The organism is Ensifer sp. 38_S197, from assembly GCF_056924495.1.
This window is the reverse complement of record NZ_JBXOVZ010000002.1, coordinates 3,780,051-3,793,768: the sequence shown is the minus strand read 5'-3', so window position 1 is coordinate 3,793,768 and position 13,718 is coordinate 3,780,051. Positions and strand designations below refer to the sequence as shown.

At 63.3% G+C, this 13,718-nt stretch carries 10 protein-coding genes; 6 read left to right on the top strand and 4 right to left on the bottom strand.

The window, feature by feature from the left end:
- Positions 1-87 precede the first annotated feature (87 nt).
- From xdhB to AC1Z3V_RS31415, 3 genes are all read right to left on the bottom strand, one after another.
- A complete protein-coding gene (gene xdhB, locus AC1Z3V_RS31425) occupies positions 88-2,424 on the bottom strand; it encodes a xanthine dehydrogenase molybdopterin binding subunit (protein ID WP_483503945.1) in 2,337 nt (778 codons plus the stop codon).
- Between the two features lie 240 nt (positions 2,425-2,664).
- The gene (xdhA, locus tag AC1Z3V_RS31420; protein WP_483503944.1) at positions 2,665-4,137 is read right to left on the bottom strand and encodes a xanthine dehydrogenase small subunit; all 1,473 of its coding nucleotides are present in this window, start codon (positions 4,135-4,137) and stop codon (positions 2,665-2,667) included.
- A 105-nt stretch (positions 4,138-4,242) separates the two neighbouring features.
- On the bottom strand, positions 4,243-5,019 hold the full coding sequence (locus AC1Z3V_RS31415) for a 3-hydroxybutyrate dehydrogenase (protein ID WP_483503943.1): 777 nt from the start codon (positions 5,017-5,019) through the stop codon (positions 4,243-4,245).
- A gap of 311 nt (positions 5,020-5,330) precedes the next feature.
- Between AC1Z3V_RS31415 and glpK the strand changes: the two genes are divergently transcribed.
- The 5 genes from glpK to sbmA all read left to right on the top strand — a co-directional run bounded on the left by glpK (position 5,331) and on the right by sbmA (position 11,802).
- A complete protein-coding gene (gene glpK / locus AC1Z3V_RS31410; RefSeq protein WP_483503942.1) occupies positions 5,331-6,818 on the top strand; it encodes a glycerol kinase GlpK in 1,488 nt (495 codons plus the stop codon).
- A 167-nt stretch (positions 6,819-6,985) separates the two neighbouring features.
- Positions 6,986-8,044: an LLM class flavin-dependent oxidoreductase gene (locus tag AC1Z3V_RS31405; protein WP_483503941.1), complete on the top strand. Its 1,059-nt coding sequence runs from the start codon at positions 6,986-6,988 to the stop codon at positions 8,042-8,044.
- A 101-nt stretch (positions 8,045-8,145) separates the two neighbouring features.
- Positions 8,146-8,895: a type I methionyl aminopeptidase gene (map, locus tag AC1Z3V_RS31400; protein ID WP_483503940.1), complete on the top strand. Its 750-nt coding sequence runs from the start codon at positions 8,146-8,148 to the stop codon at positions 8,893-8,895.
- Positions 8,896-9,170: 275 nt separating this feature from the next.
- Positions 9,171-10,370, top strand: coding sequence for an MFS transporter (locus tag AC1Z3V_RS31395; protein ID WP_483503939.1), 1,200 nt, complete (start codon positions 9,171-9,173; stop codon positions 10,368-10,370).
- Positions 10,371-10,533: 163 nt separating this feature from the next.
- On the top strand, positions 10,534-11,802 hold the full coding sequence (gene sbmA, locus AC1Z3V_RS31390) for a peptide antibiotic transporter SbmA (protein ID WP_483503938.1): 1,269 nt from the start codon (positions 10,534-10,536) through the stop codon (positions 11,800-11,802).
- A 27-nt stretch (positions 11,803-11,829) separates the two neighbouring features.
- On the opposite strand, the gene AC1Z3V_RS31385 is transcribed toward sbmA, so the two are convergent.
- Positions 11,830-12,837, bottom strand: coding sequence for a polysaccharide deacetylase family protein (locus AC1Z3V_RS31385; RefSeq protein WP_483504188.1), 1,008 nt, complete (start codon positions 12,835-12,837; stop codon positions 11,830-11,832).
- A gap of 225 nt (positions 12,838-13,062) precedes the next feature.
- Between AC1Z3V_RS31385 and AC1Z3V_RS31380 the strand changes: the two genes are divergently transcribed.
- Positions 13,063-13,650, top strand: a complete 588-nt coding sequence (locus tag AC1Z3V_RS31380; RefSeq protein WP_483503937.1) for an NnrU family protein — start codon at positions 13,063-13,065, stop codon at positions 13,648-13,650.
- Positions 13,651-13,718: the final 68 nt, after the last annotated feature.

Genomic DNA, 13,718 nt, shown 5'->3' with positions numbered 1-13,718 from the left:
GGCCTGCGTTCTGTTTCTGGAGCATCTTCCCGCTTCCGGTGATTCCACTTGAAAGCGGGATGCTCTGGACGCGGGATCGATGGCCGGTCAGGCGCGCCGAAGGCGTTCGACGGCCATCAGCACGCGCTCCGGTGTTGCCGGCGCGTCGAGCCGCGGGCATTCGCGGTAATCCGCGACACTGGCGACCGCCATCGACAGGGCTTCCAGTACCGAGATCGGTAGCATGAAGGGCGGCTCTCCTACCGCCTTGGAGCGACCAATGGTTTTCTCGACGTTGCTCGACCATTCGGCAAGCCTGACGTTGAAGATCTTCGGCCGGTCGGAAGCGAGCGGGATCTTGTAGGTGGAGGGGGCGTGGGTGCGCAGCCGGCCCTTGTCGTCCCACCAGAGTTCTTCCGTCGTCAGCCAGCCCATGCCCTGCACGAAACCGCCCTCGATCTGGCCGATATCGATCGCCGGGTTGAGCGAGCGGCCGACATCGTGCAGCACGTCGACACGATCGACCATGTACTCGCCGGTCAGCGTATCGATCGAGACTTCCGAAACCGCGGCGCCATAGGCGAAATAGTAGAAGGGCGTGCCGCGACCGGTGGCGCGATCCCAATGGATCTTCGGCGTCTTGTAGTAGCCGGCGGCCGAAAGCTGGATGCGGCCCATATAGGCCTGCTTGATGAATTCGGGGAAGGGCACCAGTTCTTCGCCGATCTTCACATGGTTGGCAACGAAGCTGACATTGTCCGGCGTTGTCTGCCAGCGCTCGCAGGCGAAGCTCACCAGCCGTTCCTTGATCTGGCGGGCGGCGTCGAAGGCGGCCATGCCGTTGAGGTCGGAGCCGGAGGAGGCGGCGGTCGCCGACGTGTTCGGCACCTTGCCCGTCGTCGTCGCGGTGATGCGGACGCGGTCGAGATCGACCTGGAAACTGTCGGCGATCACCTGCGCCACCTTGATGTAGAGGCCCTGGCCCATCTCGGTGCCGCCATGGTTCAGGTGGATCGAGCCGTCCTGATAGATATGCACCAGGGCTCCCGCCTGGTTGAAGGCGGTCATGGTGAAGGAGATGCCGAACTTCACCGGCGTCAACGCAATGCCCTTGCGGATGACGCGGCTCGTCCGGTTGAAGTCGATGACCGCCCGGCGGCGCGCCTGATAATCCGCACTCTCTTCGAGTTCGGCGACGATCTGCGCGATGATGTTGTCTTCGACCTGCTGGTGGTAGGGAGTGATGTCGCGGCCGGAGCCCTTCTCGCCATAAAAGTTCAGCTTGCGGATCTCGAGCGGGTCCTTGCCAAGCTGATAGGCGATCTCTTCGATGATGCGCTCGCCGCCGAGCATGCCCTGCGGGCCGCCGAAGCCGCGATAGGCGGTGTTCGATACCGTGTTGGTCTTCAGCGGTTGCGACGTGAGCTTTACATGCGGGTAGAAATAGGAGCTGTCCGCGTGGAACAGGGCCCGGTCGGTTACCGGTCCGGAGAGGTCGGACGAATAGCCGCAGCGCGCCGCATAATTGGCGTGGACGGCATGGATGCGGCCCTCGTCGTCGTAGCCGACGTCATAATCGACCAGGAAGTCGTGGCGCTTGCCGGTTGCCGTCATGTCCTCGTCGCGATCCGGGCGGAACTTGACCGCGCGGTTGAGCTTCTTCGCCGCAACGGCCGCAAGCGCTGCGAACTGGTTGCCTTGCGTTTCCTTGCCGCCGAAGCCGCCGCCCATGCGGCGCACGTTCACCGTCACCGCGTTCGAGGGAACGCCGAGCACGTGCGATACCATATGCTGGATTTCGCTCGGATGCTGGGTCGAGGACCAGACGGTGACCTCGTCGTCCTCGCCGGGAATGGCGAGCGCGATATGGCCTTCAAGGTAGAAATGCTCCTGGCCGCCGATCCGCATGCTGCCCTTGAGCCGGCGCGGCGCCTTTTCCAGCTCCGCCTCGGCGTCGCCGCGCTGCAGGGTCAAGGGTTGGGTGACGAGTTCGCCGCCGTGGGCGACAGCATCGAGAATGTCGGTGAAATGCGGCAGGTCGCGGTAGGTGATCTTCGCCAGCCGCGCGGCCCGGCGGGCAATGTCGCGGGTCTCCGCAATCACGGCAAAGGCCGGCTGACCATGGAACTGCACCAGCCCATCGGCGAGCACCGGCTCGTCGTGCAGGTGGCTGGGGCTGATGTCGTTGGAATGCGGCATGTCCTTGGCGGTCAGCACCAAGACGACGCCGGGCACGGCGGCGACCGCCGCGAGGTCCATGGCGATGATTTCCGCATGCGCCCGGTCGGTCATGCCGAGCGCGCCATGCAGGGTGCCTGCCGGTTCGGGCATATCGTCGATATAATCGGCGGTGCCGGCCACATGCTTGTGGGCGCTGTCATGACGCAGCGGCGCATGCATCTCGCCGCGGATCGCCTTGCGTTCCTCGAAAGTCGATTTGTCCATCTTACTGGTTCCTTCCGAAGAAAATGCCCGTCATCCGGCCTGCCGGCCACCTTCTCCCCGCCGTGCGGGGAGAAGACTCGTGGTAACCGCCCATGGCAGGTTGAACGCTCCTGGCCGCTGCTTGGCCTGACACCACCGCCTGGTTGGCGAAGCCTGCGACGTCCACGTTTCCTCTCCCCGCTTGCGGGGAGAGGGCTAGGGGGAGGGGCAAATCCCACCCGTTGAACTGGCGATCGATGCTCATACCGCCTCCTCGAAGCGACGCAGTTGAGCCGTCTCGCCGCCGCTTTCCAGGAAGAAGCGCATCAACAGGTTCTTCGCCGCCAGCATGCGATATTCGCCGGTGGCACGCCAGTCGGTGAGCGGCTGATAATCGGTCTCGAAGGCTGGCTGCGCCGCGCGAACGGTCTCCTCGTTCCAGGGCTTGCCGATGAGTGCCGCCTCGACATTCGCCGCGCGCTTCGGCGTGGCGGCCATGCCGCCGAAGGCGATACGGGCGGAGCGGACAACGCCATTTTCCACCGACAGGCGGAAGGCGCCGAGCAGGGCGGAGATGTCCTCGTCGCGGCGCTTGGAGACCTTGTAGGCGGCAAAGAGATTCCCGGCCGGCAGGCGCGGCACGAAAATGCTCTCGACGAACTCGCCCGGTTGGCGATCCTGCTTGCCATAGGCGATGAAGAAGGCTTCGAGCGGCAGCGTGCGTCGGCCCTTGGTCGAGCTGAGCGTCACGGTGGCCTCGAGCACGATCAAGGGCGGCGGGCTGTCGCCGATCGGCGAGCCGTTGGCGATGTTGCCGCCGATCGTGCCCATGTTGCGCACCTGCTCGCCGCCGATCCGGTCGATCAACGGGCCGAAGCCGGGATGGATCTTGGCGAGGGCCGAAAATGCGGCGGTATAGGTGACGCCGGCGCCGATTGTCAGGCCTGCCTCGGTCTCTTCGATGCGCTGCAACTCGGCGATGCCGTTGATGAAGATGACCGGGTTGATCGGCCGCATCTGCTTGGTCACCCAGAGACCGACATCGGTGGATCCGGCAACGACCGTCGCCTCCGGATGTTCCGAGAGTGCCACGGCCAGGCCGTCGCCGTCCGCCGGCACGATCAGACAGTTTTCGCCCTGGCGAATGGTGATCGTTTCGGCCGGTATCAGCGCCTTGAGCCTTGCGGTGATCGCTTCACGCTCCCTGGTGATCGGATCGAAAATGGCGGAGGGCCGCTCTCTCGCGGCCGCTTCCGCGGCGCGCACGATCGGCTCGTAGCCGGTGCAGCGACAGAGATTGCCTTGCAGCGCCTTCTCGATGGCAGCCCGGCTCGGGTCGTCGTTCGTAAGCCAGAGGCCATAGAGCGACATGACGAAGCCGGGCGTGCAGAAGCCGCATTGCGAGCCGTGGAAATCGACCATTGCCTGCTGCACCGGATGCAACGTGCCGTCCTTGCCGGCCAGATGCTCGACGGTGACCACATGTGTTGCCTGCAGCGAGCCGAGGAAGCGGATGCAGGCGTTGACGCTTTCGTACACGAGTGCGTCGCCTGCGAGCCGCCCGACCAGCACGGTGCAGGCGCCGCAGTCGCCCTCGGCGCAGCCTTCCTTGGTGCCGGTCAGCCGGCGCTCGAGCCGCAGATAGTCGAGCAGGGTCGTGGTCGGCGCGATGTCCGAAAGCGAGATCTCGCGGTCGTTGAGGATGAAGCTGATCGTTCCGTTCGACTGGGGCATGCGATTCATTCCCTGCGGCTGCATTACCTGAAATCACTTTGATTTTAGGTGGTTATGCAGAAAAGCAAAGGGCCGAAGAAACTTTTGCCTGCCCCAGGGGCGTGCCTATTGCGCCGTCCAGCCGCCGTCCATGGAAACATGGGTGCCGGTGATCTGGGCCGCGTCGTCGCTGGCGAGATAGACGGCGAGGGAAGCGACCTGTTCGACGGTGATGAACTTCTTGGTCGGCTGGCCCTTCAGCATCACGTCGTTGATTACCTGCTGCTCGGTGATGCCGCGGGTGCGCGCCTGGTCCGGAATCTGCTTTTCGACGAGCGGCGTCAGCACGTAGCCGGGGCAGATCGAATTTACGGTGATGCCGTTTTCGGCAACTTCGAGAGCCACGGTCTTCGTCAGGCCGAGGACGCCGTGCTTGGCAGCGACATAGGCCGCCTTGAACGGCGAGGCGACGAGGCCGTGGGCGGAGGCGATGTTGACGATGCGGCCCCAGCCCTTCGCCTTCATGCCCGGAATGGCGGCGCGGATCGTATGGAAGGAAGAGGAGAGGTTGATCGCAATGATGCGGTCCCATTGCTCGATCGGGAAATCCTCGACCTTCTCGACATATTGAATGCCGGCATTGTTGACGAGGATATCGACGCCGCCGAAGCGTGTCGTCGCCGTGGCGATCAGATCGGCGATCTCGGTCGGCTTCGTCATGTCGGCGCCATGATAGACGACCGTCCCGCTCGTCAGTGCGCCGACGTCGTCCGTCGCTTGTCTGATTTCATCGGGGCTGCCGAAGCCGTTCAACACGATGTTGGCGCCGCCCTTGGCGAAGGCCTTGGCGATCGCAAGCCCGATGCCGCTCGTAGAACCGGTGATGACCGCTGTTTTCGTCATTGCTGCTCTCTCCCTTTGCGGCGCCGCGGACTGCCCTTGCTGCGGCGCAACAGCGCCAGCCTACGCGTAAAACCGCGGCGCTGACAATTGTGTTTTTGAGCGTGCGATTGCAGAGTTGTCGAGGGGACCAACGAAGCTGACCGGTTGCGTTTTGTTTTCGTTTGACATTCGTTTTGCCATCGTATTGAAGTTTTCGAAATGACGTCCCGCCCTTGAGGAAGGGCGGAGAGCAATTGAGCGGGATGAGGAAAAGTGTGTGCGGTTTTCCGCCCGCATCCCGCTCTAACTATGATGCGGCCGGGGAGGGGCATATGGGCGGATATATTCTCGCGATCGATCAGGGTACGACCTCGAGCCGTGCGATCGTCTTCGACGGTCGGCAGCAGGTCGCCGGCGCTGGCCAGAAGGAATTCAAGCAGCATTTCCCGAAATCCGGCTGGGTCGAGCACGATCCCGAGGAAATCTGGCAGACGGTCCTTTCGACGGTCCAGGAAGCGATCGCCAAGGCTGGCATCACTGCCGGCGACCTCTCGGGCATCGGCATCACCAACCAGCGCGAGACCGTCGTCGTCTGGGATCGGGAAACCGGCAACCCGATCCACAACGCGATCGTCTGGCAGGACCGCCGCACCGCCGCCTATTGCGACAGGCTGAAGAAGCAGGGGCTTGAAAAGACCTTTACCAGGAAGACCGGCCTGTTGCTCGATCCCTATTTTTCCGGGACCAAGCTCAACTGGCTACTGACCAATGTCGAGGGCGCGCAGGCGCGTGCGGCCAGAGGCGAACTCTGCTTCGGCACGATCGACACTTTCCTCATCTGGCGGCTGACCGGCGGCAAGTCCTTCTCGACCGACGCCACCAATGCGTCGCGCACGCTTCTCTATAATATCGCCGAGAATGCCTGGGACGACGAGCTGCTGAAGATCCTCAAGGTGCCACGCGCGATGCTGCCGGAGGTCAAGGACTGCGCCGCCGATTTCGGCATGACCGATCCGGCGATCTTCGGCGCGGCAATCCCGATCCTCGGCGTTGCCGGCGACCAGCAGGCGGCGACGATCGGCCAGGCCTGCTTCAAGCCGGGCATGCTGAAATCCACCTATGGCACCGGGTGCTTCGCGCTGCTCAACACCGGTAAGGACATGGTGCGCTCCAAGAACCGGCTGCTGACCACCATTGCCTACCGGCTCGACGGCGAAACGACCTATGCGCTGGAAGGTTCGATCTTCGTCGCCGGTGCAGCCGTGCAATGGCTGCGCGATGGGCTCAAGGTCATCAAGGCAGCCCCCGATACCGGTACGCTCGCTGAAAGCGCCGATCCGACGCAGGAGGTCTATCTGGTCCCGGCCTTCACCGGTCTCGGCGCGCCGCACTGGGATCCGGATGCGCGCGGCGCAATCTTCGGCATGACCCGAAACACCGGCCCGGCCGAGTTTGCCCGCGCCGCGCTCGAAGCCGTCTGCTACCAGACGCGCGACCTGCTGGAGGCGATGCACAAGGACTGGCGCAACAACGGTAACGAAACGGTGCTGCGCGTCGATGGCGGCATGGTTGCCTCCGACTGGACGATGCAGCGGTTGTCTGATCTTCTCGACGCACCGGTCGATCGGCCCATCATCCTCGAAACGACGGCGCTCGGCGTCGCCTGGCTCGCCGGCGGCCGCGCCGGCGTCTGGCCGAAACAGGAAGCGTTCGCCCAGTCCTGGGCGCGTGACCGCCGCTTTGAGCCGGCCATGGACGAGAAGACGCGCAAGGCCAAGCTTCGGGGATGGCGTAACGCCGTGAAGCGCACGCTGAACTAACAGCGCGGGCGAGACGCGGTTTTCAGCCGTAATATCCGGTTCCCGCCAATCATCCGACACAGGCTCCCTTCATGCTCATCCGGGAAACACAGCGTTTCCCGGATGAGCATTTGCTGCTCCTGCGCGCGGCAACTATCTGTTGTCACAACAGAAACAGGACGGGCATCATGGAACTCGGGCTTTACACTTTCGCGGATGTCGATCCGAATGCTGAAGACAAGGGCAAAGAGGGGCAGCGCCGCCTCAAGAACCTTCTCGAAGAAATCGAGCTCGCCGATCAGGTAGGCCTCGACGTTTTCGGGCTCGGCGAGCATCATCGCCCCGATTATGCGGCCTCCGTACCATCCGTCATTCTGGCTGCTGCCGCTGCCAAGACGAAGAATATCCGGTTGACCAGCGCCGTCACGGTGCTGAGTTCGGACGATCCCGTGCGCGTGTTCCAGCAGTTCTCGACCCTGGACCTGATCTCCAATGGCCGCGCCGAGATCATGGCGGGGCGCGGGTCCTTCATCGAATCCTTCCCGCTCTTTGGCCAGTCGCTCGACGACTACGAGCAGCTATTTGCCGAGAAGCTCGATCTCTTAATGGCGTTGCGTGACAGCGAGAAGGTCACGTGGTCGGGCGAGATGCGGCCGGCGATCCACGATCGCGGCGTCTACCCGCGGCCGCTGCAGGATCCGTTGCCGCTCTGGATCGCCGTTGGCGGCACGCCGCAATCGGTGGCGCGCGCCGGCGCGCTCGGCCTGCCGGTGGCGCTTGCGATCATCGGCGGCGAGCCGCGCCGTTTCGCGCCGCTCTTCGATCTCTACCGCGAGGCCGCGCGCCGCGCCGGCCAGGATCCGGCCAAGCTGAAAACCAGCATCAACGTGCACGGCTTCATCGCCGACACGACCGATCTGGCCGCCGACCAATTCTATGGGCCGCAGGCGGAGGTGATGAACCGCATCGGTCGCGAGCGCGGCTGGGGACCGACAAACCGGGCGCATTTCGATCAGGCGCGTGGGCCTAGCGGCAACCTCTTCCTCGGCGATCCGGAAACGGTGGCGCAGAAGATCATCGAAAACTGGAAGGTCTTCCGCAACGATCGCTTCCTGCTGCAGATGGCGATCGGGCCGATGCCGCACGACCAGATCATGCGCGGCATCGAACTTTACGGCACCAAGGTGGCACCGCTGGTGCGCAAGGCGGTGGCGGAAGAGACGGCGGCTGCACCGGCCGCCGTCTGACCTGCAACGCGGGGTTTCAGGGCTCGATTGCCGGCCGTCCCGCTCGGCGCTGGCATAACGTATGGCGACACGCTACATGTGAGCGCGAAAGCGAGACACGGATGACCCTGAACAACGAAGAAGATCTGCTGCGGCTGAAGGAAATCGGCCGCATCTGCGCCAATACATTGCAGGCCATGGGCGAGGCGCTCGAGCCCGGCATCACCACGGCGGAACTGGATGCGATCGGCCGCAAGGTGCTGGAAGAGGCCGGCGCACGCTCGGCGCCCGAGCTCTGCTACAATTTCCCCGGTGCCACCTGCATCAGCGTCAACGAGGAAATCGCCCACGGCATTCCCGGCAGCCGGGTGATCCAGGCGGGCGACCTCGTCAACATCGACGTCTCGGCCGAAAAGGATGGCATCTTCGCCGACACGGGCGCCTCCTTCCCGGTGCCGCCGGTCAGCGTCGCGATCGACCGGCTCTGCCGCGATGGCAAGCGGGCGATGTGGGTGGGCCTCAAGCAGGTGCGCCCCGACCAGCCGCTGGCGGCCATCGGCAACGCGATCGGCGACTTCGCCCGCAAGAACCGCTATTCGCTCGTCACCAATCTCGCCAGCCACGGCATCGGCCGCTCGCTGCATGAAGAGCCGACCGAGATCGCCACCTGGCCGGACCCGCGCGAGCGCCGCCGGATGACCGACGGCATGGTCTTCACCGTTGAGCCTTTCCTCTCCATGGGCGCGCAATGGGCCGAGGGCGGCAATGACGACTGGACGCTCTACAGCGATCCACGGGCGCCGACGGTGCAATACGAGCACACCGTCGTGGTCACCCGCGGCGGGCCGCTGGTGGTGACGTTGCCTGGCTAAAGCAACGCCAGGAAAAGTGCGAAGCGGTTTTCCGTCCGGCGTCGCGTCTACAGGGGCAACGCCAGGAAAAGTGCGAAGCGGTTTTCCGTCCGGCGTCGCGCCTTACAAGGGGTAACGCCAGGAAAAGTGGGCAGCGGTTTTCCGTCCGGCGTCGCGCGCGGGTTTCGGGGCCGCAGCCCCGTAACCCATTGAAGTCATTCGATCGTTCGATTTCTTCAATAGGTCCTTCAATTATTGTCATTTGTGGGGTCCTTGTTGCGGTGCAATAAAAGGGCATGACCACGCTCGACAGACCGCTCCAGACCAACATCTCCGCCACGGCCACTGCAGGCGCTAACGCCATGGCCGTCGCCATGGGCTTCGGCCGTTTTTCCTATACGCCGATCCTGCCGGCGATGATGGCCGATCTCGGCCTCTCCCCGGGCGATGCCGGCCTCATCGCCTCGGCCAACTTCGTCGGCTATCTCGCCGGTGCCATTCTCGCCGCCTATGGTTGGGCGCATGGGCACGAGCGCCGGATCGGGCTGGCGTCGCTCGTCGCCACGACGGCGCTGCTGGCGGCCATGGGGCTCTCGTCCTCCGTCGCCGTGCTGGCGCTCATCCGCTTCCTGGCCGGCCTTGCCAGCGCCTTTGCCATGATCTTCATCTCCGGCATCGTGCTTGGCCATGGCCTGCTTGCGCGGTCGGAGCATGTGCCGGCCGTCCACTTTGGCGGCGTCGGCCTCGGCATCGCATTTTCCTCGCTCTGCGTCTGGGCAAACCCGCTTGCGGGGCATGCCAGCTTGACGACTTCGATGAGCGATTGGTTTACCGGTGCCCTCGTTGGGCTGGTCGGGACCATTTTGGTCGCAGTGCTCCTGCCCGGCGTTCCTTCGTCCGGTGGCGGCACGGTGCGCGAGAAGCCGCTTGCCTGGACGCGACCGTTCACGGTGGTGACATTTACCTATGCGCTGTTCGGCTTCGGCTATGTCATCACCGCCACCTTCCTTGTCACCATGGCGCGTGACCCGAGCGGCGGCCACAGCATCGAGTTTCTCGCCTGGCTGCTGACCGGCCTTGCCGCGGCGCTCTCCGTCCATCTCTGGCGCTTTGCCGTCCCGCGCCTCGGTCTTGCCGGTGTCTACGCGGTCGGCCTTTTGGTCGAGGCGGTCGGCCTGGTGCTGACGGTCGGACTGCCCTTGCCCTATGCGCCGCTTGCCGGCGGGCTGATGCTTGGGGCTACCTTCATGATGATAACGGCCTATGGCCTCCAGATCGGCCGACGGCTCGCGCCGGAAAGCCCGCGCAAGGCGCTCGCCCTGATGACCGCCGCTTTCGGCATCGGCCAGATCATCGGCCCGCTGGTCGCCGGTTGGCTGGCTGAACGCACCGGCAGCTTCGCCGCGCCGACCTTGATCGCGGCGATCGTGCTCTTCCTCTGCGGCGGCGTCATCCTGGCCGAATTGAAGCGGATTTCCGCAGCCCTAAGGGCCTGACGCGCGCCATGCGCTGCGGCAAAAAAAGGCCGTGTTCGTGGCGGTTTGCCCGGATGAAATAACAGTAACGTTTATATTATCCGATTGTTGACGACGGCGCTTTGCCCTAGTTTCGGCGCTTCGAGCGGTGACATATCGCCTTACCGAAACGTGAGTAGACCCTTTGTTCCATTCCTTCTTCCCGAAGCCGAAACTGTTCTTCACCTCCGGCGCCCTCTGGTCGCTTATCTGCATTCTCGTCTGGTACACGGTCGGCCCGCAAATGGGCGCGGCCATCGGCCTGCCGCCACTGGCTCCGGGCGAAAAGCCACCGATAGGCCTTGCCTATTTCTTCACGCCGGACAATCTCTGGTTCTACCTCTACTTCACCATCTTCGTGGCGATATACGGCGGTGTCTGGAAGATCATCGCCAGGGATCACCCCTGGGCCAACTGGTCGATCTGGGGCTCGGCCTTCATCATCTTTATCGCCTATTTCGCTGTGCAGGCGTCCGTGGCGCTCAACAACTGGCGCGGTCCGTTCTTCGATCTCCTGCAGGATGCGCTTGCCGGAAAGCCCGGCATTACCACCAGCCAGTTCTACACGCTGCAACTGCGCTTCCTCGAAATCGGCTTCGTCGGCGTCACGTTGAACGTCGTCACCGCGTTCTTCACCAATCATTATGTGTTCCGCTGGCGCACCGCCATGAACGACTTCTACATGTCGAAGTGGGACAAGTTGCGCCACATCGAGGGAGCGTCGCAGCGTGTGCAGGAAGACACCATGCGCTTTGCCAATATCCTCGAAGGGCTCGGCGTTACCCTGATCAACTCGGTGATGACGCTGGTGGTGTTCCTGCCTTTGCTGTTCAACATGTCGCAGCACGTCTCCGACCTTCCGATCATCGGTGCGGTCCCGCACGCGCTGTTCTGGCTGGCGATCGCGTGGTCGCTGTTCGGCACGGTGCTTCTGGCGCTTGCCGGTATCAAGCTGCCTGGGCTGAACTTCAAAAACCAGCGCGTCGAGGCGGCCTATCGCAAGGAACTGGTCTATGGCGAGGACCATGAGGATCGCGCGCAGCCGGTTACGGTGCGGGAGCTTTTCGGCAATGTTCGCCGAAACTACTTCCGCATGTACTGGCACTATCTCTATTTCAACATCGCGCGCTTTTCCTATGGCCAGCTCGATGCGATTTTCCTGAACTTCATCCTGATCCCGACATTCGTCGCCGGGAAGATCACGATGGGTATCTGGCAGCAGATAGCCACGGCCTTCGGCGAGGTCAGCAACTCGTTCCAGTATCTGGTGAATTACTGGTCGACGATCATCGAGCTGCTGTCGATCCACAAGCGCCTGAAGGCTTTCGAGGCGGCCATCTCCGACGAACCGCTGCCGGATATCGACCAGCGCTATCTGGAGCACGGCGCTGCGGAAGATGCGCAGCCCGCCTGAGGCGGGTGCGCAAACCATCGACGACGGTCAGAAGGCGGAGCGATCCGCCTTCTTTTTTGCCTGCTCGATGACAGGCAACGCCTGGGCATAACTGACACAGGCAACGTCCGGTTTTCCGCAGACTTCCGTCAGCAAACGATCGAGGGCGCGCCAATAGGCGCCGCCGTTCATCTCGACGAAGTGGAAGCCGAGCTGCAGGGGAATCCGGTCGCCGCCATATTCGCGGTCGAAGGCTTTCCTGTAGGCCTCGTAAGTGCGCTCCTCGAAGCGCGCGCTGTCTTTCTTGTTCTCGACACCCATGGAGTGGCGGACGAAGAGATTGTAGTCCATGCCGATGACGGGGCGCTGCGACGGTCCCTCGGGAATCATCGGCAAGCCGAAGCGCGGCAACCCGTCCTTGGTCGTCGGCCAGCCCGGTCCCTTGGTCACCAGGCTGGCGTCATAGGTGAAGCCCGATTCCGTCAGGGCCGGCAGCAAGCCGTCGCTCAGTGAAAGATAGGGAGCACGGAAACCCTTGACGCCGGCTTTGGCGAACTCGGCCCAGCCCCCGGGCTCTGCCTCCGGTCGATCCGCCTTCTTCCAGGCGTCGCGGAGCGCGGTGTTGAACGTTGTGAATTCGCTCTGCCAATCGGCCTTGCTCCAGCCCTTGCCGTCGAAATGACCGCAGGCGTGGCTGGCGATGTCGTGGCCATCGAGATGGGCCTGCCAGATATGACCGGCGCGAACCGCGATCTCCTCGCGGCTCTGGGCGAAGCCGACATTCGAGCGGCCGGGCTTTTGGCCCGGCGGCCTATAGATCTCCCTGCCGTCGGCCCTGGTCATCAGGAAGGTGCAGGAGAGGAAATAGGTGAAGTGCGCGCCGGTGCGCTTCGCCATCGCCAGGCTCTTTTCCCAAAGCGCATTGTCATGGGCACCGTCGAAAGAGACGATGACAAGCTGCTGGTCAGCGGTGGGGACGGTGGCCGGCGTCGCCGGTTCGGAGCGCGCAAGCGCAGGTACCATGGCAAGGGAAAAGGCGAGAGATATACGAATTATGATCAACTGCAGCGAGGAATTTTCGTCGCAGATGGTTCGAAATTGCGGCAATCCTTTGATCGGGCTGGAAAAAGGACGCCATCAAGGCTACTCCATAGCAACCCGGGCCAGAATCGGTCCAAGGGCGAATGGCATAAAAAATCAAAGAGCTACAGCGACTCAAGCGCGCCTGCCCGGCACGCGGACGCTGTCTTGGTCCGATCTCTCGAACAAAGCGGTGGCCCCATGGCGATACTCGTTCTCGGCATCATCATCTTTCTCGGCTTGCATCTCATCCGCGTGATTGCGCCCGGTTTCCGCGCCAGCGTCATCGAGAGCCGCGGCAAGGGAGCCTGGATGGGGATCTATGCGATCCTCAGCCTCATCGGCCTCTGTCTGATCATCTACGGCTTCGGCCAGGCCCGCAGCGAAACGGGCATGCTCTACAATCCGCCGGTGTTCCTGCGCCACATTGCGCTTCTGCTGATGCTCTTCGCATTCGTCTTCCTGGCTGCCGGCTTCCTACCGGCGGGTCGCATTGCCGTGGCGGTCAAGCATCCGCAGATCCTGTCGATCAAGATCTGGGCCTTCGCGCATCTGCTCGCCAACGGCGAGACATCCTCCGTGCTGCTCTTCGGTTCGTTTCTCGCCTGGGGCGTGATCCTGCGCATCTCGTTGAAGCGCCGCGAGCGGGCAGGGGAGCGCGTGCTGCCGGTGTTCAAATCATCGACGAACGACGTGTTGGCGATCGTCATCGGTCTCGTCGGCTATGTGCTCTTCGTCTGGAAGCTGCACGAATGGCTGATCGGGGTTGCCCCCGTGGCGATGGGCTAAGGTAATTCCGGAGAAAGTGCGCAGCGGGTCTTGCTTCGGGATTGCCTGTAACGAGAAATTTAGAGCGG

Excerpts from the sequence above, each read along its gene's own strand:
- AC1Z3V_RS31405 (WP_483503941.1), top strand. The coding sequence starts at position 6,986 with ATGGAACTCGGGCTTTACACTTTCGCGGATGTCGATCCGAATGCTGAA.
- AC1Z3V_RS31380 (WP_483503937.1), top strand. The coding sequence starts at position 13,063 with ATGGCGATACTCGTTCTCGGCATCATCATCTTTCTCGGCTTGCATCTC.
- xdhB (WP_483503945.1), bottom strand. The coding sequence starts at position 2,424 with ATGGACAAATCGACTTTCGAGGAACGCAAGGCGATCCGCGGCGAGATG.
- AC1Z3V_RS31415 (WP_483503943.1), bottom strand. The coding sequence starts at position 5,019 with ATGACGAAAACAGCGGTCATCACCGGTTCTACGAGCGGCATCGGGCTT.
- map (WP_483503940.1), top strand. The coding sequence starts at position 8,146 with ATGACCCTGAACAACGAAGAAGATCTGCTGCGGCTGAAGGAAATCGGC.
- glpK (WP_483503942.1), top strand. The coding sequence starts at position 5,331 with ATGGGCGGATATATTCTCGCGATCGATCAGGGTACGACCTCGAGCCGT.
- AC1Z3V_RS31395 (WP_483503939.1), top strand. The coding sequence starts at position 9,171 with ATGACCACGCTCGACAGACCGCTCCAGACCAACATCTCCGCCACGGCC.
- xdhA (WP_483503944.1), bottom strand. The coding sequence starts at position 4,137 with ATGCCCCAGTCGAACGGAACGATCAGCTTCATCCTCAACGACCGCGAG.